At 62.0% G+C, this 18,634-nt stretch carries 18 protein-coding genes and 1 pseudogene; 10 read left to right on the forward strand and 9 right to left on the reverse strand.

The genetic code is table 11. From position 1 onward, the window contains the following. Positions 1–95 precede the first annotated feature (95 nt). The 3 genes from M1E04_RS12890 to M1E04_RS12900 all read right to left on the reverse strand — a co-directional run bounded on the left by M1E04_RS12890 (position 96) and on the right by M1E04_RS12900 (position 2,020). Positions 96–704: a dTMP kinase gene (locus tag M1E04_RS12890; RefSeq protein ID WP_192131553.1), complete on the reverse strand. Its 609-nt coding sequence runs from the start codon at positions 702–704 to the stop codon at positions 96–98. Positions 705–707: 3 nt separating this feature from the next. Beyond that, on the reverse strand, positions 708–1,253 hold the full coding sequence (locus tag M1E04_RS12895; protein WP_456291428.1) for a glutathione peroxidase: 546 nt from the start codon (positions 1,251–1,253) through the stop codon (positions 708–710). 185 nt (positions 1,254–1,438) lie between these two features. Continuing rightward, positions 1,439–2,020, reverse strand: coding sequence for a CGNR zinc finger domain-containing protein (locus M1E04_RS12900; RefSeq protein ID WP_456291429.1), 582 nt, complete (start codon positions 2,018–2,020; stop codon positions 1,439–1,441). Between the two features lie 72 nt (positions 2,021–2,092). Between M1E04_RS12900 and M1E04_RS12905 the strand changes: the two genes are divergently transcribed. The 3 genes from M1E04_RS12905 (at position 2,093) to M1E04_RS12915 (ending at position 5,354) form a co-directional block, all read left to right on the forward strand. Next, positions 2,093–3,280 (forward strand): MFS transporter, encoded by a 1,188-nt coding sequence (locus M1E04_RS12905; RefSeq protein WP_192131547.1) that lies wholly within the window; start codon positions 2,093–2,095, stop codon positions 3,278–3,280. 97 nt (positions 3,281–3,377) lie between these two features. After that, the gene (locus tag M1E04_RS12910; protein ID WP_456291430.1) at positions 3,378–4,961 is read left to right on the forward strand and encodes a putative bifunctional diguanylate cyclase/phosphodiesterase; all 1,584 of its coding nucleotides are present in this window, start codon (positions 3,378–3,380) and stop codon (positions 4,959–4,961) included. A 231-nt stretch (positions 4,962–5,192) separates the two neighbouring features. Next, positions 5,193–5,354 carry a hypothetical protein gene (locus tag M1E04_RS12915; RefSeq protein ID WP_141695236.1) on the forward strand — a complete coding sequence of 54 codons (162 nt, stop codon included), beginning with the start codon at positions 5,193–5,195 and terminating at the stop codon, positions 5,352–5,354. A gap of 126 nt (positions 5,355–5,480) precedes the next feature. On the opposite strand, the gene M1E04_RS12920 is transcribed toward M1E04_RS12915, so the two are convergent. Next, positions 5,481–6,410, reverse strand: a complete 930-nt coding sequence (locus M1E04_RS12920) for a helix-turn-helix domain-containing protein (RefSeq protein ID WP_456291431.1) — start codon at positions 6,408–6,410, stop codon at positions 5,481–5,483. Between the two features lie 291 nt (positions 6,411–6,701). On the opposite strand from M1E04_RS12920, the gene M1E04_RS12925 reads away from it, so the two are divergent. The 3 genes from M1E04_RS12925 (at position 6,702) to M1E04_RS12935 (ending at position 9,797) form a co-directional block, all read left to right on the forward strand. Then, positions 6,702–8,015: an ABC transporter substrate-binding protein gene (locus M1E04_RS12925; protein WP_456291432.1), complete on the forward strand. Its 1,314-nt coding sequence runs from the start codon at positions 6,702–6,704 to the stop codon at positions 8,013–8,015. Between the two features lie 55 nt (positions 8,016–8,070). Beyond that, positions 8,071–8,844, forward strand: coding sequence for an L-iditol 2-dehydrogenase (locus M1E04_RS12930; protein ID WP_410930070.1), 774 nt, complete (start codon positions 8,071–8,073; stop codon positions 8,842–8,844). Positions 8,845–9,014: 170 nt separating this feature from the next. Then, positions 9,015–9,797, forward strand: coding sequence for a YkgJ family cysteine cluster protein (locus M1E04_RS12935; RefSeq protein WP_456291433.1), 783 nt, complete (start codon positions 9,015–9,017; stop codon positions 9,795–9,797). 34 nt (positions 9,798–9,831) lie between these two features. Here M1E04_RS12935 and M1E04_RS12940 read toward each other — a convergent pair whose 3' ends face one another. Then, the gene (locus M1E04_RS12940; protein WP_456291434.1) at positions 9,832–10,788 is read right to left on the reverse strand and encodes a threonine dehydratase; all 957 of its coding nucleotides are present in this window, start codon (positions 10,786–10,788) and stop codon (positions 9,832–9,834) included. 123 nt (positions 10,789–10,911) lie between these two features. Here M1E04_RS12940 and M1E04_RS12945 point away from each other — a divergent pair, with 123 nt between their 5' ends. Beyond that, the gene (locus tag M1E04_RS12945) at positions 10,912–11,721 is read left to right on the forward strand and encodes a helix-turn-helix transcriptional regulator (protein ID WP_456293193.1); all 810 of its coding nucleotides are present in this window, start codon (positions 10,912–10,914) and stop codon (positions 11,719–11,721) included. 12 nt (positions 11,722–11,733) lie between these two features. On the opposite strand, the gene M1E04_RS12950 is transcribed toward M1E04_RS12945, so the two are convergent. Continuing rightward, positions 11,734–12,360 carry a glutathione S-transferase family protein gene (locus M1E04_RS12950; protein ID WP_296310845.1) on the reverse strand — a complete coding sequence of 209 codons (627 nt, stop codon included), beginning with the start codon at positions 12,358–12,360 and terminating at the stop codon, positions 11,734–11,736. Positions 12,361–12,377: 17 nt separating this feature from the next. Then, the gene (locus M1E04_RS12955; protein WP_296310846.1) at positions 12,378–12,593 is read right to left on the reverse strand and encodes a DUF6434 domain-containing protein; all 216 of its coding nucleotides are present in this window, start codon (positions 12,591–12,593) and stop codon (positions 12,378–12,380) included. 158 nt (positions 12,594–12,751) lie between these two features. Here M1E04_RS12955 and M1E04_RS12960 point away from each other — a divergent pair, with 158 nt between their 5' ends. The 3 genes from M1E04_RS12960 (at position 12,752) to moaA (ending at position 16,321) form a co-directional block, all read left to right on the forward strand. Then, a complete protein-coding gene (locus M1E04_RS12960; RefSeq protein WP_456291435.1) occupies positions 12,752–14,101 on the forward strand; it encodes a cation:proton antiporter in 1,350 nt (449 codons plus the stop codon). Positions 14,102–14,419: 318 nt separating this feature from the next. After that, positions 14,420–15,247 carry a formate/nitrite transporter family protein gene (locus M1E04_RS12965; protein ID WP_456291436.1) on the forward strand — a complete coding sequence of 276 codons (828 nt, stop codon included), beginning with the start codon at positions 14,420–14,422 and terminating at the stop codon, positions 15,245–15,247. A 75-nt stretch (positions 15,248–15,322) separates the two neighbouring features. After that, a complete protein-coding gene (gene moaA / locus M1E04_RS12970) occupies positions 15,323–16,321 on the forward strand; it encodes a GTP 3',8-cyclase MoaA (RefSeq protein ID WP_065991658.1) in 999 nt (332 codons plus the stop codon). A 229-nt stretch (positions 16,322–16,550) separates the two neighbouring features. Here the strand turns inward: moaA and M1E04_RS12975 are convergent, their stop codons facing one another. Continuing rightward, positions 16,551–17,690 (reverse strand): methyl-accepting chemotaxis protein, encoded by a 1,140-nt coding sequence (locus M1E04_RS12975; protein WP_456293194.1) that lies wholly within the window; start codon positions 17,688–17,690, stop codon positions 16,551–16,553. A 33-nt stretch (positions 17,691–17,723) separates the two neighbouring features. Next, positions 17,724–18,557, reverse strand: a pseudogene (locus M1E04_RS12980) (cache domain-containing protein); the annotation flags it as partial. Positions 18,558–18,634: the final 77 nt, after the last annotated feature.

Here is an 18,634-nt window from a genome sequence, read left to right on the forward strand (position 1 = left end):
AGGGGATTTTCTCCTTCGGTCCCGAACTGCGTTTACAGGCCCGGAACGTGCCGTATGTGAGGCATTTAGCCCGGTTCCTTCCACGGCAAAGCAAATCACAGCACCTCGCGTATCTCGGCGACCACCAGCATCGTCGCGTCTTCGATCCGCCCTTCGTTTCGACACAAAACCCAGCCGTTATCAGAGACCGCCCGCTCAAACGCCTCAGTGCAAGCCGCGTGCTCCTCCAGCCTGTGAATCACCGTGCTGCTCAACCCACGCCGTCGTGCGGCTGCCCTCGCCCATGAAACCTCGGCCGCCGTCACGACCCCGACGTGCAAATCCGGCACCTGCACCTCCTGGTCGATGTTCAACTGCAGGATGTCCGCAAACGGCACGGTCCGGCGAAACGCGGCATCGGACGGGTACCAGCGGTCGATCAGGATGATGCTGTCAGGTGGCTGTCTGGTCAGCACGTGCCGTGAAATCCAGCCACGGCTGGCGGCCAGACGCTTGCACACCTCCCACTCCAGATCCCGGTCCGGCCCTCTGACCAGTTGGTTAACCAGGGCCATGGTTTCACGCCGGTGAGGGTCACTTTTGCTTTCGCTCAGCCGGATCACTTTGTGCTTATCAGCCCTCAGTGATTGGGTGATGGCTTCCAGCAGAGTGGTTTTACCGACACCCTTTGGCCCATCCAGCGAAACGAACAGCGGACGATTCATCCTTCAAACAGCAAGGGCTTCGTCAATGGCCGCGGTCAGCCGTGGATCATCTGCGGTCACATCCGGCGCAAAGCGGCCAATCACCTTGCCGTCTCGCCCGATCAGGAATTTCTCGAAATTCCACAGCACGTCGGTGCCCGCGCCGCTTTCGATGCCGTAGCCCTTGAGGCGTTCTCGGAACGGTCCGTCGCCGGTGGCAGCGGGCTGGGCGGCGGTCAGTTCGCGGTAGAGCGGGTGGGTGTCGTCGCCGGCGACCGAGATTTTCGAGAACAGCGGGAAGTGCACGTCATAGGTGGTCGAGCAAAACGACTGGATGTCACTTTCGCTGCCCGGCTCCTGCTCTTTGAAGTTATTGGCCGGAAAGCCCAGCACTTCAAGTCCGGCTTCCTTCTTGCCCTGGTAAAGGCTTTCAAGCCCTTCGTATTGCGGCGTCAGCCCGCATTTGGAGGCCACGTTCACCACCAGCAGCACTTTGCCCTTGTACTGGCCCAGATTGGCTGGCGTGCCATCGATTTGCTTGAGGGGAATGTCGTACAGAGAATCGGTCATGGGTGGCTCCTGTTTGTTGGTTTGACGTGTCTGGGGCCAACCCTCATCGGTCGGCCTTCAGGGACACCTTAAAGCATGCGGCCGATGATTCGGTCATGTTTTGCGAGGCGTTGGCCGATCGTCTGCCCACTCTGAAAGAGCCAGGTCCTGCAGTTCAAGCGTTCTCATCCAGGCCAGGCTGGCCGCTAGCCGCTGTCCGCTACCGGGCTCTTTTTCGCCGCAGCGCGCGCTCTGAAGGCGCTGACCTTGGCAATTGTCCCGCACGCCCTGCCCTCCGCGCCGCCCTTGGTCATCCCACACCAGCGTTTACTGACGTTGCGAGTGTTGTCATAGAAAGCCCAACGGCAATCGCCACAGGTCTTGAGTCGAGACCATGTCCCTGATGAAAGGGCATTGGCGACCGCCGCCAATAGGTGGGCGCTGCAGCTGTCGTCGGCCGGCATCACCACTATCTGCGGCACGCCCTTCACCGACTTGACCTGCACTGACAGAGCAACGCGCGAGAACCAGGCGTTAAGCAAATGCCCCCCGTCATCCAGACCCTCGCAGGACTTGCGCAGGTCCGAGCGCAACGTCAGCAGTCTGTCCAGCGCATCGCTGGCGGCCGGGGGACGAAGCGAAAGCTCGTCGCGCCATCGCTCGGCGTTATGGCATAGCTGCGGCAGTTCGTCCGTCTCCACACGCGTCTGGTTGGGAATCAACCAGGTATTGATGAAGCGCCGAACGCATTCGAGATCGCCCGGTGCTGCTTGATTCTGAGTCTGCATGCCCGCTCCTGTTGCAAAGACCGTCGATGTAAGTAACCATCAAACTATCATTGATGGTTACGAGTCCTCAATATGATCAAGGAAGACCCAGCCGAACAACCGTCCTGGCCCCCGGATATCCGCAGATTGCTGTGGATGCAGGGGCTGATGAACGCCTCCCATTTCATGACGATACCGCTGCTGGCGCTGTACATGTCAGCCAACCTCCATTTCGGCGCAGCTGCACTGGCGTCGGTGATGTCCGCCAATCTGCTGTGCGCACAAGTGCTGCCACTTGCCGCGGGCGCGATCGCTGATCGGTTCGGCTCGCACTGGGTCATTACCCTGGGCCTGCTGCTGAGGGGCTTGGGATTTCTAGGGTTCAGCGCGTTCGATGGAGTGAGCGCATGGATTGGCTGTGCGGTGATCGCAGGTTCCGGTGTCGCCTGCTACGAGGGTGGCGTTTATGGGGTGTTCGGCCGGCAACCCAGAGAATGCCACTCGGCCCTCTTCGCTTCCAACAACCAGATGTTGAACGCCGGAGCGGCGGTGGGGCCCATTATCGGTGGGCTTGCCGGCCTGGCTGACATCCGCGTGGCCTTCGGCATCAGCGCAGTAGTGTTCATCAGTCTCAGCGCCGTTGCCTGCCGGTCAACGTATGGATCATCAGTGAGGTTGAGCAGGCAGCCCGTCCTTAAAAGCCTGAAAACTGCGACTACAGACGGCGGGCTGTGGCGATTGATCGTTGTTTCATTGCCATGGTTTTTCCTGTTCCCGCAGCTCTACGTCGCATTCCCGATGTACGCGGGGCAATTAGCCGGCCCCCATGCAGCTTCCGCCATTTACGTCGTAAACGGGGTCGTCGGTCTGGCGTTCATCCTTTTGGCGAAGCGCTGGCTGACGAAAGTGAATCCGGCATCACTGACAACCTGGGCGTATCTGGGAGCGGCAGTCACGTTCGCCAGTGTCGCCATGCTGCGCGGCATCGAATGGTTTCTGCTGTTTATCGTGGCCTACACCGTTGTCGAGACCATCCTGTTGCCCACGCTTGAAAGCATGACCGCATCGCTGGCACCGGATGGCAGCCAGGGAACGTTCTTTGGCCTGATGAGTGCGATAGGGGCACTCAGCGGCACCGGGGGTTATTACGTGGGAAGCTGGCTCATATTGAACCGAAGCCCAGTCGAGACCTGGTTAGCGCTCGGAAGCGTAGGGCTCGCAGGCGTTCTCGCCTCCTTGCTGCTACTGCACAGATCGGGGCCCAGAGCGTCTGTCGGCTGATCAGCTATTCAGGAACTCTGCGATCAACGGTATGAACCTATGTGAGAAGATGGCAGTCTGACATCACGATTATCCTTCCGGCCCAGTGAGGCCTGACATGAATGACCTGCACCGCCGCAACCCCTGTCGCCTGCCAGTACTGCTGCTGATCACGCTGTCCACAGTGATCGGACTTTCCATTGTGTGGGAATTCGAGCTCGAAGCCTGGGTGATGCACTGGCTCGCCCTGCCCTATGACGCCGACTTTGAAGATGCCGAAAGATGGCTATTCGTCCTGACCGTCACGGGGTTTTCTCTGATTTCACTGGTCATCCCGACCATTCTGCTCAGACGCCTGATCGCCAACGCCCAGTCGAGCTACCGTCGACTCAAGGAGGCGCAGGCGCAGACTGAAAGCCTGGCCACCTACGACTCGCTGAGCGGGCTGATCAACCGTCGCATCTTCATGGACATGGTGAGAAATCAGCTCGGTTTGAAGCGGCCCGCGGCGGTCATGCTCATCGATCTGGACCACTTCAAGGCGGTCAATGATCAGCATGGTCACGCCGCCGGCGACATTGTGCTGGTGGAAATCGCGCGCAGGCTCGAAGCCATCGCCGACGATAACGGCGGCGTGGCGGTGCGATTGGGCGGCGATGAGTTCTGCCTGCTGTTTCTCACGTTCAAACACCAGTCCGAGCTGTGCCAGATCGCCGAGGCGGCTGTGTCCCGGCTCGGCGCGCCATTGTCCGGCGCCGTCGAACCTTCGGCGTTGGGCGCCACCATTGGCATTGCACGGTCGTGGACAGACGCGCAGGACGCTTCGGCATTGCTGCACTGTGCCGACACCGCAATGTACCGGGGTAAAGAAGACGGGCGTTCGACCTATAACTTTTATGACAGCCAATATGAAAAACAGCGCCGGGCCCAGGCCGATCTGGAACTGGCACTGAGACGGGCGGTGGAAGCAGACGAAATCGTGCCGTACTTTCAACCGATCGTCGCGCTCCCTTCTCAAGAGGTAGTGGGCTTTGAAGTTCTCGCGCGCTGGCTCAAGCCCGACGGCGGCACCGCCCCACCTTCCGACTTCATTCCGGTGCTTGAACGCCTGGGACTGATCCCGTCCATGACGCACTCGTTGATCAAGCAAGCCTGTCGCGCGGCCAATCGTTGGGATGACCGCTTGCGCTTATCAATGAACGTCAGCGCCGGCATGGTGACCGACGCGCTGTTTCCCGATCAGTTGCTGGAGCAGCTTCGGCAAGAGCAGTTTGCGTTTCATCGCTTCGAAGTCGAAATCACCGAGGAGGCCCTGGTCGGCAACCTGGACGTGGCGCGGCAGAACCTGAGCAAATTGCACGACCACGGCGTTACCGTAGCGCTCGATGACTTCGGGATTGGTTATTCAAGCCTGTATCACCTGACCCGCCTGTCCATCGACAAGATCAAAATAGACCGGTCGTTCTTTGAGCCCGGGCAGACCGATCACCTGCCGATGGTCGAAGCGATTCTGGGCATGGCGCGCAGCCTCAAAATGCAAGTCACGGCTGAAGGCGTCGAGGAGTTTCACCTGCCTCACCTGCCGTCGTGGCTCGCCAACAGCGGATGCAACTACGCCCAGGGCTATCTGTACGGCCGTCCGAAGCCGGCTTCCAGCCTGTTCTGCTACACCCATTCGTCGTTTGCGCAGCAAGCCGGCTGAAAGTTCGCGGGCACATGCGCTGGCAATCTCCTCTTGCGCGCGGTTTCCCGGTCATGGTGGGTCGGCCATTGCCGATCAGCTATTTCGCGTCAGGTATTTCAGCTCGGTGATCGCGGTTTGAAATGCACTGAACGCTGAAGCCGGCACTGACTCCAAACCTTGCCCCGACACTCACGGCTAACGTGTTGCGTCGGCGGGCATTCGAATCATCTGCCAGATCAAGGAATTCCCATGACCGATCCACGTAACGTCGCCCACGACAAGAAAGTGCAGCAAGAGAAGAAGAACCACGGCGAAGAAGTCGCGCCGGATGCCGTGCACGCGCCGCAGCCAGGCATGAAGCCGGCGCTCAAGCACGACGATGATGCGACCGAGCACGACGAACAGGCGTGAGTCAGGCACTGGCCTGAGTGTGAGATCACCGGGGGGCGGCGCTGACTGACCGTCAGCTGCCGCCCTATCGGCGCCCAGCCATCGTTTGGACGTGGCATGGGTTCATCTCAACACGGTAAAGATCGCCTACGACGCCTTGAACGTGTTCAAGCTGAATAAAGCCGCCGCCGTGGCTCTTCGGTAATCCGATGGCGTCTGCTTCATCTCGTAGCGGAAGTGTCGATTGAAGTTCGACAGGTTGATGTAACCCACCTCAAAACAGACATCGGCGATGGACATCTCGGTCTGCAGCAGCAGCCGACAGGCCTTCTGAATGCGCAGTTTGCGCATCAGGTCGATGAACCCATGCCCCGTGGCGCGCTTGAAAAACCGTGAAAATCCCGGTTCGCTCATGTGCAACCGCTCGGCGATCACCGACAGCCTGATATCCCCCGTGAGCTCCCGCTGCAGGTAGTCGAACGCCCGGTGTACACGCTCGGCGCTTTTGGCATCCAGTGTCGGCGCATAACACGCACTCGCCAACGTACGGGCTTCTCTGTCAGACGCTCCGCTCAGCGTATTGAGCAGCTCAAGAAACAGCAGCAAGCGCTGTAACCCGTTCGCCGAGCCTATGCGCTCGAGCAGGTCGGCGGCCCGCAGGGCGGTCTCGCCGGTAAATTCCAGCCCGCGACGGGCGCGGTCGAACAATCCCTGCAATTCACCCAGCTCAGGCATCGACTCGCGCAGTGCCAGCAACGTCGCGCCGTCAAACTGAAGCACGACGTCCCGGCCTTGCAGGTGCTCCCCCGGCGCAAGATCGCCCATCCAGTCATGGGGTAAATCGGGGCCAATGAGCGCCACATGGCCGGGGCCGAAGGCGCCGATGTAATCGCCCGCCACCAGTTTGCCGCTGCCTTTGCGGATCAGATGAATCTCGTACTCGGGATGGTGATTCCAGCGCGCGAGCGCATAGGGATAGTCGTGCTCATACCAGCGAAAACTCTGCTGGGGCGCCGGCAGGATGATTTCCAGCTCGGCAGGCAACTGCTCGAATAAGGCGGTTCGGCTCGCAGGCATGGTCTGCCCCTTTTTTGTCGTTGTTGGCGCACGCATCGACGCACCATACGCCCATTGCATCGCCCTGCTCCACCTCGGCTGTCACTGCGCGCTGATACTTTTTTAGCCCGGCGCACGGCTGGGCTGTGCGGTTAAAAAAGCATCAGCGGCACATCCTCAGCGTGTTTGTTGCAGGCCGTCCAAGCTGCTGTAATCGACACGCCACTGCCCCGAGGTGACACGTCAGATTGATCGGCAGGGCTCAAAACAACAATAACGATTCCGCGCTGCCAGCGCGGACTGGAGATCACCATGAAGATCACCCATCACGCGCTGCTGCTGTCTGCCGGTCTGTCACTGGCGGGCATCAGTCAGGCTGCCGAAACGATCACCATCGCTACGGTAAATAACAACGACATGATCCGCATGCAGCGGCTGTCCAAGGTATTCGAAGAGCAGCACCCCGACATCAAGCTCAACTGGGTGGTGCTTGAAGAAAACGTCCTGCGCCAGCGGCTGACCACCGACATCGCCACCCAGGGCGGTCAGTTTGATGTGCTGACCATTGGCACCTATGAGACGCCGTTGTGGGGCGCAAAAGGCTGGCTTGAACCGATGAAGGACCTGCCGGCCAGCTACGACCTCGAAGACATCATCCCGTCCGTGCGCCAGGGCCTGTCGGTCAAGGACACCCTGTATGCGTTGCCCTTCTATGGCGAGAGCACGGTGACCTACTACCGCACCGACCTGTTCAAGCAAGCCGGGCTGAGCATGCCCGAGCACCCGACCTGGACCCAGCTCGGTGAGTTTGCCGCCAAGCTGCACCACCCGGACCAGGGTCAGTACGGCATGTGCCTGCGGGGCAAGGCCGGCTGGGGCGAGAACATGGCCTTGCTGACGACCATGGCCAACGCCTTTGGCGCCCGCTGGTTCGACGAGCAATGGCGACCCGAGCTGACCAGCCCCGAGTGGACGGCCGCTGCCAACTTCTACGTCAACACCCTTAAAAACTATGGGCCACCGGGTGTTTCCAGCAACGGTTTCAACGAAACCCTCGCGTTGTTCAACAGCGGCAAGTGCGCGATCTGGGTCGATGCCAGCGTGGCAGGCTCGTTCACCACCGACAAAGAACAAAGCCGGGTGGTGGACAGCGTGGGTTTCGCCCCGGCGCCCGTTGAAGTGACCGACAAGGGGTCCTCCTGGTTGTACGCCTGGTCCCTGGCAATCCCGGCGACCTCCAAACACAAGGACGCCGCCAAGACCTTCACCACCTGGGCCACGTCCAAGGAATACATCCAGCTGGTGGCCCAGAAGGATGGCATCACCAACGTGCCGCCTGGCACCCGCACCTCCACCTACAGCGACGCCTATCTCAAGGCCGCGCCGTTCGCCAGGGTGACACTGGAAATGATGAAACACGCCGATCCGGCGCACCCCTCGGCCAAGCCGGTGCCCTATGTCGGCATCCAGTACGTGACCATCCCGGAATTCCAGGCCATCGGCACGTCGGTGGGCAAACTCTTCTCGGCCGCACTCACCGGTCAGACCTCCGTCGAGCAGGCACTGGCGGCCGCGCAGTCGACGACGGAGCGGGAAATGAAGCGCGCCGGTTACCCGAAGCAATAACCCCCCCGCCGACGGAAGTCGGCCGGACCTCACCCCATGACGGATGACTCTTTCAATGAAACGACTCGAAGGTAAAAGCGCCCTGATCACAGGCGCGGCCCGGGGTATCGGCCGGGCCTACGCGGAGGCCTATATTCGCGAAGGCGCGACAGTGGCCATCGCCGACATCAATCTGCAGCGCGCGACCCAGACCGCCACCGAACTGGGCGCCAGCGCCTACGCGGTGAAGATGGACGTTACGGATCAATCGTCCATCGACGCGGCCATTGCGGCCGTCGTCGCCACCACCGGCAAGCTGGATATCCTGATTAACAACGCCGCACTGTTTGATCTGGCACCGATCACCGACATCACCCGCGAGAGCTACGAGCGGCTGTTCTCGATCAATGTCGCCGGCACGTTGTTCACCCTTCAAGCGGCGGCGAAGCAGATGATTGCTCAGGGTCATGGCGGCAAGATCATCAACATGGCGAGCCAGGCCGGGCGTCGCGGCGAGGCACTGGTGGGCGTCTACTGCGCGACCAAGGCCGCCGTCATCAGCCTGACCCAATCCGCCGGGTTGAACCTGATCAAGCACAGGATCAACGTCAATGCGATCGCACCGGGGGTCGTCGACGGCGAGCATTGGGATGGTGTGGATGCGTTGTTCGCCAAACACGAGAACCGGCCGTTGGGCGAGAAGAAAAGGCTCGTCGGCGAGGAAGTGCCCTACGGCCGCATGGGCACCGCCGAAGACCTCACCGGCATGGCGATCTTTCTCGCGTCAGCGGAAAGCGATTATGTCGTCGCCCAGACCTACAACGTCGATGGCGGCAACTGGATGAGTTGAGCCCGAGGCGTGACCTGCAGGACATCGGGGCGTTTTTTTGCATAGGGCCCTACGCGACCCCTGGCATTGAGGTGCGGAAACGTGCCTCTTCCCGGCTGAAGCCGATCCCACTGACTGATCGCATACATCCAGTTATGATTCACCGATCAACGAACAGGGATGCAGGTCACATGGACATCAATGAATCAGAAGCGCCCTCCACCGCCCATTGCCTCGCCGTGGATCCAGACGTGCAATTCGAATGCGTCGGGTGTGGCGCGTGCTGCCGTGGCCGTTTCGTACCTTTGACCCTGGCCGAAGCCGTGACCTGGCTCAAACGCGGCCACCCTGTAGGGGTCTTGCTGGAGGCGTTCGACGATTCTCTCTGGCCCGTCGATTCGCCCGAGTATGCCTACAACGCCGGGCGGTCTGCGCCGGTCATTGGCGGTTCGGGCACGCTGCGGGTGACGGTGATTCTGGCCGCCAATGCGATCCCTGAATGCCCGAACCTGCAAAGAGACGGTCTCTGCTCGGTGTACCTGGAGCGCCCGATGGTGTGCCGGATCTACCCGACGGAGATCAGCCCTTTCATTGAGCTGAAACCTCAAGCCAAGGACTGCCCGCCGGAAAGCTGGCAGCAGGGCAGCCTCTTGGCATCGGATCAGGGGCTGGCGATGCTGGTCCAGCAATCGCGCCAGACCGACCGCGATGATGCCCGGCGTAAAGTGGCGGTGTGCGAAAGCCTCGGCCTGACCGTCGCCGGCTGGAAAGGCAACGGTCTGGTGATTCACCAGCCCTCGGTCGAAACGCTGCTCGCCGCCTGCGAAAGCGCTGAGGTCGATGCCAACCCCACGGATCAACCCTGGCAGATCAAGGCGGAAGACCCGCCGTTGAGGGCGTATCTCAACGCTCAGTCCGTGCCCATGGCCGACTCACCCAGCGACAATTACATCTTCCACGCGATCCCCCGCTGACCGGCGCCTGCTGAATCGCTTGCCGCTTACCGCTTCAGGCAATTACCCGCGCATACACCGACCGGTCCACATTCCCGCCGGACAGAATAACCCCGACCGTTTTCCCTGCCATGGCCCGGCGTTCCTGAATGAGCGCCGCCAGTGCAGCGGCCCCTGCGCCTTCGGCGAGGTTGTGGGTGTCGGTGTAGTACACGCGCATGGCCTCGGCAATCTCGTCTTCGCTGACGGCGACAATGCGCTCCGCCCCTGCGCTGTAAATGGCGAATGCCGCCGGAACGGGTCGGCGCACGGCGAGGCCGTCGGCAAAGGTATTCGCCGACGGGGTTTGCAATATGGTGCCTTCCTCGAACGACCACTTGGCGGCCGCCGCCTCGGTGGACACCACGCCGACCACCCGGGTTTTCAGGCCCAATGCGTCGCGGGCGGCAATCACCCCGCAAATCCCTGACCCACACCCGACAGGCACGTAAACCGTGTGCAGATCCGGCGCTCCCAGGAACAATTCCAGCCCATACGTGGCCACGCCCTTGAGCAGCTCGATGTGGAAAGGCGGGACCAAATAGTGCCCATGCACGTCCGCCAGCCGCGCGGCTTCCTCCCGCGCTTCGTCGAAATCCCGGCCGCATTCGATCACGTTGGCGCCGAGCGCGCGCATGGCGTTGTTCTTTTCCGGGGAGTTGCCTTCCGGCACCACGATCAACGCACTCAAGCCCAGCGCAGTGGCGGCCAGCGCCAGGCTCTGACCGTGATTGCCCCGCGTCGCCGTGACGATGCCCCTGACGCTCGGGTAGGTACGCTTGAGCCAGTGCATGAAGGTAATCCCGCCGCGCACTTTGAAGGCGCCGGTGGGCGTGTGGTTTTCGTGTTTGACCCACACCGTGCTGTTCAGCCGCTCAGCCAGTAACGGCCAGGCATATTGAGCGGTCGGCGGCATGACCTCGTACACCTGGCGAGCGGCCTGTTCGATATCATTGCGGGTCAGTCCGTGCATGGGGCGACTACTCCTCAAAATCGTGTCCTCCAAAAGGTGGCCCAGTCTAGGCAGACCCACGCCGCGCCGGCTTTCAGAAAACTGACCTGACTTTTGCCGAATCACTTGATTACTATCAAGGCCATGAACCCGACAAAACTCACCCCTGCCCCGCTCCCGTCTGAACCGGTTCGCCGTGTCGAGGCAGGCCCGTGGATGATCGAATTGCTCCCTGCCGCCGCTTATGCCACGCGCTATGTGGCGACCCAGGCGGTGGTCGGCTTTGCCTTCGAAAGTCAGCGCGGCCTGCACGCCATCGGCAGCGACCGGGTGCAGCCCTTCGACGCGGTGCCCAATGGATTGGCGTTCGTGCCTGCCGGTTGCGACGTGTTGTCGGCGTCGCCCACGGGCGGTGAATACCTGCGGCTGCAGCGCACGGACGGGCTGGCGCTGGCGGGCGACCACGTCTTCAATAACCGCATTGACCCCCAGGCGATCGCCCTCGCCATGCAGATGCGCGCAGCGCTGTTGCAGACGTCGGCGGCGGACGATTGGGAGGGCTGGGCGCTGGCCCTGGCCGACCGGATCGACGACAAAAGCGCTGTCGACGCGCCGCTGCAAGGGTCGATAAACGCCAGCCGGATGCGCAGACTCGATGAGTTCATCGACGCCGGTCTCGACGGCCCGCTGGGGGTCCAGGCGATGGCGCAGGTGCTGGGGTTGTCCGAGGGCTATTTCATGCGGGCCTTCAAGCACACCACCGGCAAAAGCCCCCACAGTTATCTGATCGACCGACGCCTCGCCAAGGCCAGAGCCCTGATGCGTGACTCAACGGCGAGACTGGCGGAGATCGCCCACGGCTGTGGCTTCAGCTCCCAGGCGCATATGGCGACGGCCTTTCGCCAGCGCATGGGCATCAGCCCGGCGAAGCTGCGCAGTCAGTTGTCGCCGTGACCGACCTCGCGTTCACCAACCGTGCCGCTGCAGCACCGCGTGGATGACGGGATGTCGATCAATGACCTCGAGGGCGGCGTAAAACTCGGGCCGCGACCTTCCCAGATGCTCCCGCGCCCCACTCCAGTGGCTGACCACGCAGGCGAGGACCTCAACGGCGCCGGGCGCATGGGGATGCCAGGCAACCGGGTTGTCAAACACATCGCTGAACACCTCCCACTGACTGTGCAGCTTGCGCGTCGCCCCCGCGACCAAGCGGTCTAAAAGGTCAGGCTCGCCGTCCGGCAGCCACCGTTCCGGGTAGTCGATCAGGCCGATCGACGAATAGCAGTTGGTGGTGAGGTACGCCAGGGCCCGGAGTTGCTGGGCACGTTCGTGGACGTCGTGAGACAAGAGGCCGGACAGCGGAAAGGCCAGGCCCAGGTGGGTGAGGATGGCCGCGCTCTCCGTCAGCACGCCGCCGCCGGGGATGACCAGCGTCGGCACCTGCATCAACGGGTTCAGGCGTTTGAGCTCATCGCGCCCAGCGCCGGCCGCCTCGTAACTGGCGCCCACCAGGCGGTAATCAGCGCCGCACAGGGTCAGCGCCATCTCGATGGCGGCCGAGCCGGATCTGTCGGCCCCGAATAATGTGAACATGCTGTCTCCGGTTTTCATCAGGCGTTATTGCCGTGGCGTCGTTGCCACTCATCGACCACATCGCCCAGGGTCTTGGCGCTGTCGTTGCGTATCCAGGCCATGAAGTCACGGTCGAACTTGAAGGCCGGCCCGCACTGCGCGGTCATGAAACGACGCACGTTCTGGGTGTTTCGGTAATCGTGAGTGACCGGGGTGTCTCGGGAAAGCGATTCGCTGTGCCAGTCAAATGCCATGGGGCTCAATCCAGGTGAGGGGGTCGCGCACAGTCTAGTCGGCAAACACGCGCTGTCGCGCTTCACCGGTCGCGGGATCCATTCCACATTAGTTTCAACTATCCCCCCCTCCTACAGTCACACAGTCATTCCCGCCCATTGACTGATGATGTTTCCGCATGAGTTTCATTCTTTGCATGACCGTCTTCGGTGTCCTGCTGATGCTGCTGGCACTGACTTCTTCCTATCTGCGCTGGCTGCCGGTCACGACGTCGGCGGTGTGCCTGGCGTTTGGCGCCGCGATCGGGCCCTGGGGCCTGGACATCGCGCAGCTCGACATTCGCGATGCGCGCCACTGGCTGGAACGGCTGACTGAAATCGCCGTGTTGTTCTCGCTGTTCAATACCGGTATCAAGCTGCGCCTGCCCCTGCACCGCAGCGGCTGGTATTCGGCGTACCTGCTGGCAGGGCCAGTGATGCTGGCGACCATTGCCGGCGTCAGCCTGGTCGCCCATTACCTGTTCGGCCTGTCATGGCCCATCTCCTTGCTGCTCGGTGCCATGCTCTCGCCCACCGACCCGGTGCTGGCCGGTCTGGTGCAGGTCAACAACGCCCAGGACCTGGATCGGGTGCGCTTCGGCCTGTCCGGTGAGGCCGGGCTCAACGACGGCACTGCGTTCCCCTTCGTGATTTTCGCCCTGATGTTCATCACCCACGGTTTTTCGGATTTCGACTGGACCCAGGGCTGGCTGCTGAAAAACATCGTCTGGGGCGTACCTGTCGGGCTGATGCTGGGTTACGGCTTGGGCCGTGGCGTCGGTCATCTGATGATCTACCTGCGCATCAAGAACGCCGACAGCACCCTGTCGCCCAACGACTTCCTCGCCCTGGCGCTGATTGCCATTGCCTACGTCAGCGCCGAAGGCCTCGGCGCCTATGGATTCCTGGCGGTGTTCGCGGCGGGCATTGGCGTGCGTCACGCCGAGTCCAACGCCACCCAGTCGGAGGTGCCGTCGGAACACGTGGCCATCCCGATGATAGGGCACACCCACAGCGATCCGGAGTCGGCAATCATGGGCGATCGCGATTCGCTGTCCGACAGTCAGCTCGCCGCCGGCGTGATGATGGGCGACATGATGGTCTTCGGCAGCCTGGTGGAGCGCGCGATGGAGGTGCTGCTGATCACCCTTCTCGGCGCCGCCCTCGCCAGTTACTGGGACTGGCGCGCGGTCGGGCTGGGGCTGGCGCTGTTCTGCGTGATCCGGCCGTTGAGCGTCTGGCTGTTGATCAGTGGCAAACTGCTGACCCGCCCGCAAAAAGCCCTGGTGGGCTGGTTCGGCATTCGCGGCATCGGCACGCTGTACTACCTCTGCTATGCGCTGACCCACGGTCTGCCGGCCGAGTCAGTCCACACCACCATCAGCCTGACATTGTCCGTGGTGGCGCTGAGCATTCTGCTGCATGGCATCAGCATTCAGCCTCTGCTGGAGCGCTACGAGCGCAGCATCACCCGGGCCGTCAAAGACTGACCTCAAGACCGCGTCAGCTTCCCTTTATGGAAGCGGCTGCACGATCAAAAGCCCCATGATAGACAGCGTCGATGAGCCTATCGGAACAAGCGATTGGACGCTCAAGGGTGCGATCGGTAGCGTGCTCACTAATTGATCAGGTCTTTTGAGCGTTCTCTGCAATGCGGTTTAACGTCGCAGCAGCGCCCAACAGGGATCGGCGCCGTGTCGGCTGACACCCCCGCGCACCAAGACTGGATGCTTGAACCCCTTTTTCGTTTTCGCGCCGCCGGCGGGTTCAGCCGCGGTGCGGTCCATTGCTTGTGAGCGTGAAAGCCTATGTCCATCAATACACCGCAGCAGATCGCCGAGATCACCATTGAAGCCGGCGTGAAAAAGTCCCATATGCCGACCGCGGCGATTCTGGTGCTGGGCTTTCTCGCCGGCGCGTTCATCGCCCTGGGCTTTTTGCTGGACATCCATGTCAGCACGATGATCCCGGCGCCCTGGGCGTCACTGGGCAATCTGATGGGCGCTGCGGTGTTCCCGATCGGGCTGATTCTGGTGATACTGGCCGGTGGTGAGTTGCTGACCGGCAACATGATGAGCCTGCCCACTGCCATGTTCGCCGGGCGCATTCCGCTGTCGGCGGTGGCGCGCAACTGGGCGCTGGTGACCCTGGCCAACCTGCTGGGCGCGCTGTTCGTCGCGTACTTCTTCGGCCATGTGCTGGGGCTGACCGAAGGCGCGTATCTGGCCAAAACCCTGGCCATCGCCAAGGCCAAGGCCAGCGCGGATTTTGCCCAGGCGTTTATTTCCGGCATCGGTTGCAACTGGCTGGTGTGTCTGGCGGTCTGGTTGTCGTATGCCAGTAAAGACGTGACCGGCAAGATCCTCGGTATGTGGTTCCCGATCATGGCCTTCGTCGCCATCGGCTTCCAGCACGTGGTCGCCAACATGTTCGTGATTCCGGCAGCGATCTTTGCCGACACATTGAGCTGGACCGAATTCGTTGAAAACTTCGTTGCGGTGTTCCTGGGCAATGCCGTGGGGGGTGCAATTTTCGTCGGGCTCGCGTATTACGTGTCCTATTCGAAAGCCATTCAGGCTTCGGCAACCGGCGTCACTGCTGCGTCCATCGAGCAGCAGACCGGTAGCCAGATTTAACGCTGCAGCCGCGCGCCTCATTTCCCGAGGCGCGCACCCTGTTTCTGCCACGCGTCACGTTGTCGAGAGTAATCAATGTCAGATCGAGTCCTGATGGACAGCTATTCACGCAAGGTCGATTACGTCCGCATGTCGGTGACGGATCGCTGCGATTTCCGCTGCGTGTATTGCATGGCCGAGGACATGACGTTCCTCCCCCGTCAGCAGATTCTCTCCCTCGAAGAAATCCATCAACTGGCCGAGCGCTTCGTCGCGCTGGGCACAAAGAAGATTCGTCTGACCGGCGGTGAGCCACTGGTGCGCTCCGGCATCGTTGGGCTGGTTCGCAGCATCGCCGCCCTGCCCGGCCTGCGCGAACTGTGCATGACCACCAACGGCTCGCAGCTCGACAAACTCGCCGTGCCGCTGTTCGAAGCCGGCCTCAAGCGCCTCAACATCAGCCTCGACAGCCTCGACCCGGCGCGCTTCAAGGAACTGACCCGCACCGGTGATCTGAGCAAGGTCATTGCCGGGATCGACGCCGCCAACGCGGCCGGTTTCGAGCGCACCAAGCTCAACTGCGTGGTGATGCAGGGCCGCAACGACCACGAGATCAATGATCTGGTGGCCTTCGCCATTGATCGTGGCGTCGACATCACGTTTATCGAAGAGATGCCCCTCGGGACCATCAGCGAGCACAGCCGCGCCGAGTCGTTCTACTCCAGCGAGCAGGTGCGCGAACGCATCGCCGAGCGCTACACCCTGGTGCATTCCACCGAGTCCACGTCCGGGCCTTCGCGCTACTGGCGGGTAGCTGAAGCGCCGCACATCCGCATCGGCTTCATCTCGCCCCACAGCCATAACTTCTGCGCGACCTGCAACCGGGTTCGGGTCACGGTGGAAGGACGTCTGTTGCTGTGCCTGGGTAACGAGCATTCCGCCGACCTGAAAGCCGTGCTCCGGGCCAATCCGGGTCAGCCGGACAAGCTCGAAAAAGCCATCGTCAACGCCATGCAGTTGAAGCCGTGGAAGCACAACTTCGAGCTCAACGATGACGTCCAGGTGGTGCGCTTCATGAACATGACCGGCGGCTGAAGCCGGTCCTACGGCACGCGGTTTTTTTAGTGGGACCGGCTTCAGCTGGTCCTACAGGCACGCGGTGTCTTTAGTAGGACCGGCTTCAGCCGGGAAGAGGTCGGCTTGACCACCCTCGATTTCTTGCCAACACAACCCATGTGGGAGTGAGCTTGCTCACGAAGACGGCGTTTCAGACGCCGAAGATTTAATCGTGCTCACGCCCCGCCTGGACAGCGCGCAAAGTGCCTTACCCCTCCCGGCCACCGCGGCTCAGTGCACCCAGGCGACCGGAGATCGACTGCATGCCTTTGCCCAGTTCGCGCAGGGTGCCAGCGTCCCGCGCGCCTTGTTCGCTGGAGACGTGGATGCGCACTGCCAGTTCGTTGATTTCGTGGGTGACATGGCTCTGCTCCTGGGCGGCCACCGCGATCTGATGGGCGCGCTGGACGATGTCGTCGAAGCTGAAGACGGTGGTGCCCAGTGTGGCGGCGACACTGACCGCCTGCTGCACCGACTCACGGGTGCGCGCGGCGCCGTTCTGCATCGTCGAAACCGCCGCACTGGAGGCCTGGCGCAGTTGCGAGATCATCTCCTGAATCTCGTTCGCCGAGGCCTGGGTTCGCCCGGCGAGGGTGCGCACCTCATCAGCCACCACCGCAAAACCACGCCCCTGCTCCCCTGCCCGCGCCGCTTCAATGGCGGCGTTCAGGGCCAGCAGGTTGGTCTGCTGGGAGATCGACTTGATCACCTCCAGCACACTGCCCACGCGCTCGATGTCATCGCCCAGCTGGGTAATGGCGCCCGCCGCCCCGGCAATGTCCGTCGCCAGGACTTCGATGGACTGACTGTTGCTGTTGACCTGATCCTGGCTCTTCTGCGCATCGCCCAGGGAACGGCGGGCGGTGTCGGAGCAGTCTGTGGTGTTCTGGGCGACTTCGTTGGCACTGGCCGACATCTCGGTGATTGCGGTCGCCAGCAAGGTGTTGTCCTGACGCTGGGATTCGGCCCGCTCGGCGACGCCTTGGGACAACTGCGCCAGCTCGTTGGCCTGACGCTCCAGGGACACCGATTCCTCGGCGATGCGGTGCAGCATGTCCCGCAGCGAACCCGCGTATCGGTTGACCGCCTCACGCAGCGCGCCGATCTCGTCGGCGCGCAAAATCGCCAATTGCGTATCGGTCTGACCGCCCTGGCCCAGACTTGAGATCTGTGCAGTGGTTTCCTCCAGTTGCGCCAGCAGCCCCTTGCCTGCCAGCCAGGCCAGACCCAGCAGTACGCCAAGCAGCGGCAAGAGGAATAACAGAATCTGTCCGGTGAGTCGGTTGGCCAGGCCCACGACCCGGGCTTCCGGGGTCACCAGGCCAATGCGCCAGCCGGTGCCGGCCATAGTCGCCAAGGTGACGTAGGCCGGGCCGTTGAGCCGACCGTCGTGTTCAAGCCTCTGGGTCGAGAGCGCCGAAGTGTTGCTCGCAAGCTGATCAGCCACCGGCTTGAACCAGGGTTGTTCCTGGCTCAATCCGCTAATGGTCAACAGGCCCTTGGTGCCCTTCGCATCAGGGAAATACAGCACGTTCCCTGAAGGATCGACCGCGAAGGCGTAGCCGTCGGTGACGCCGCCTTTCTCTTTGAGGAAGGCCGCCAGACCGTCAAGCTTGAGGTCGATGGTCGCGACGCCAGCGAACGCGCCCTGGGCCCGATAAGGGACGCTGCACGTGGTCATGGCCACGCCGCTGACCGGGTCCTGATAAGCATCGGACCAGACGCAACGCCCTGCCGGTGAAGACTTGGCCCCGGTGTACCAGGTTTCAGCCTGATAAGGCGGCGTCTTGGCCTGGTTGTATTCGTCGGAAAAGTCCAGTCGATTGCCTGCGTCCCGTGCCCAGAAAAAACTGCGACGCTCGGTGCCCGCCGCAAAGGCGTTGGGCTCCGGCCACACGCCGCCACCGGCGATGGCCGAATCCCCCTGGCTGTCGATCAAGCCGGGAAAACTGCTCATGTACAGGGTTTCTTCATGGGGCAGCGTCTCCGCCAGCAACGCCATGGCAGCCGCGGTGCCCTCGATGCGGCTCAACGGCAGCGCCAACTGACGGGTGATGGCGCTGGCTGACTGCTCCGCCGACTCGGTGCCGGCGGCCACCAGCTGGGGTTTGCCGCCCAGGGTCATGACCGCGAAAATCGCCACGGCCGTCAGAATCAGCAATGTCAGGATCCCCAAGGTCATTCGTCCAGCGATGCGGCGAGGAATCAACGACATGGTCAAGCTCCGAAGAAAATGTAGGGCTACATTTGCAACGGCCGTGACAGGCAAAAGTTGAAGCCGGACAGGCGTTT

This window comes from Pseudomonas sp. AK106 (assembly GCF_053903055.1).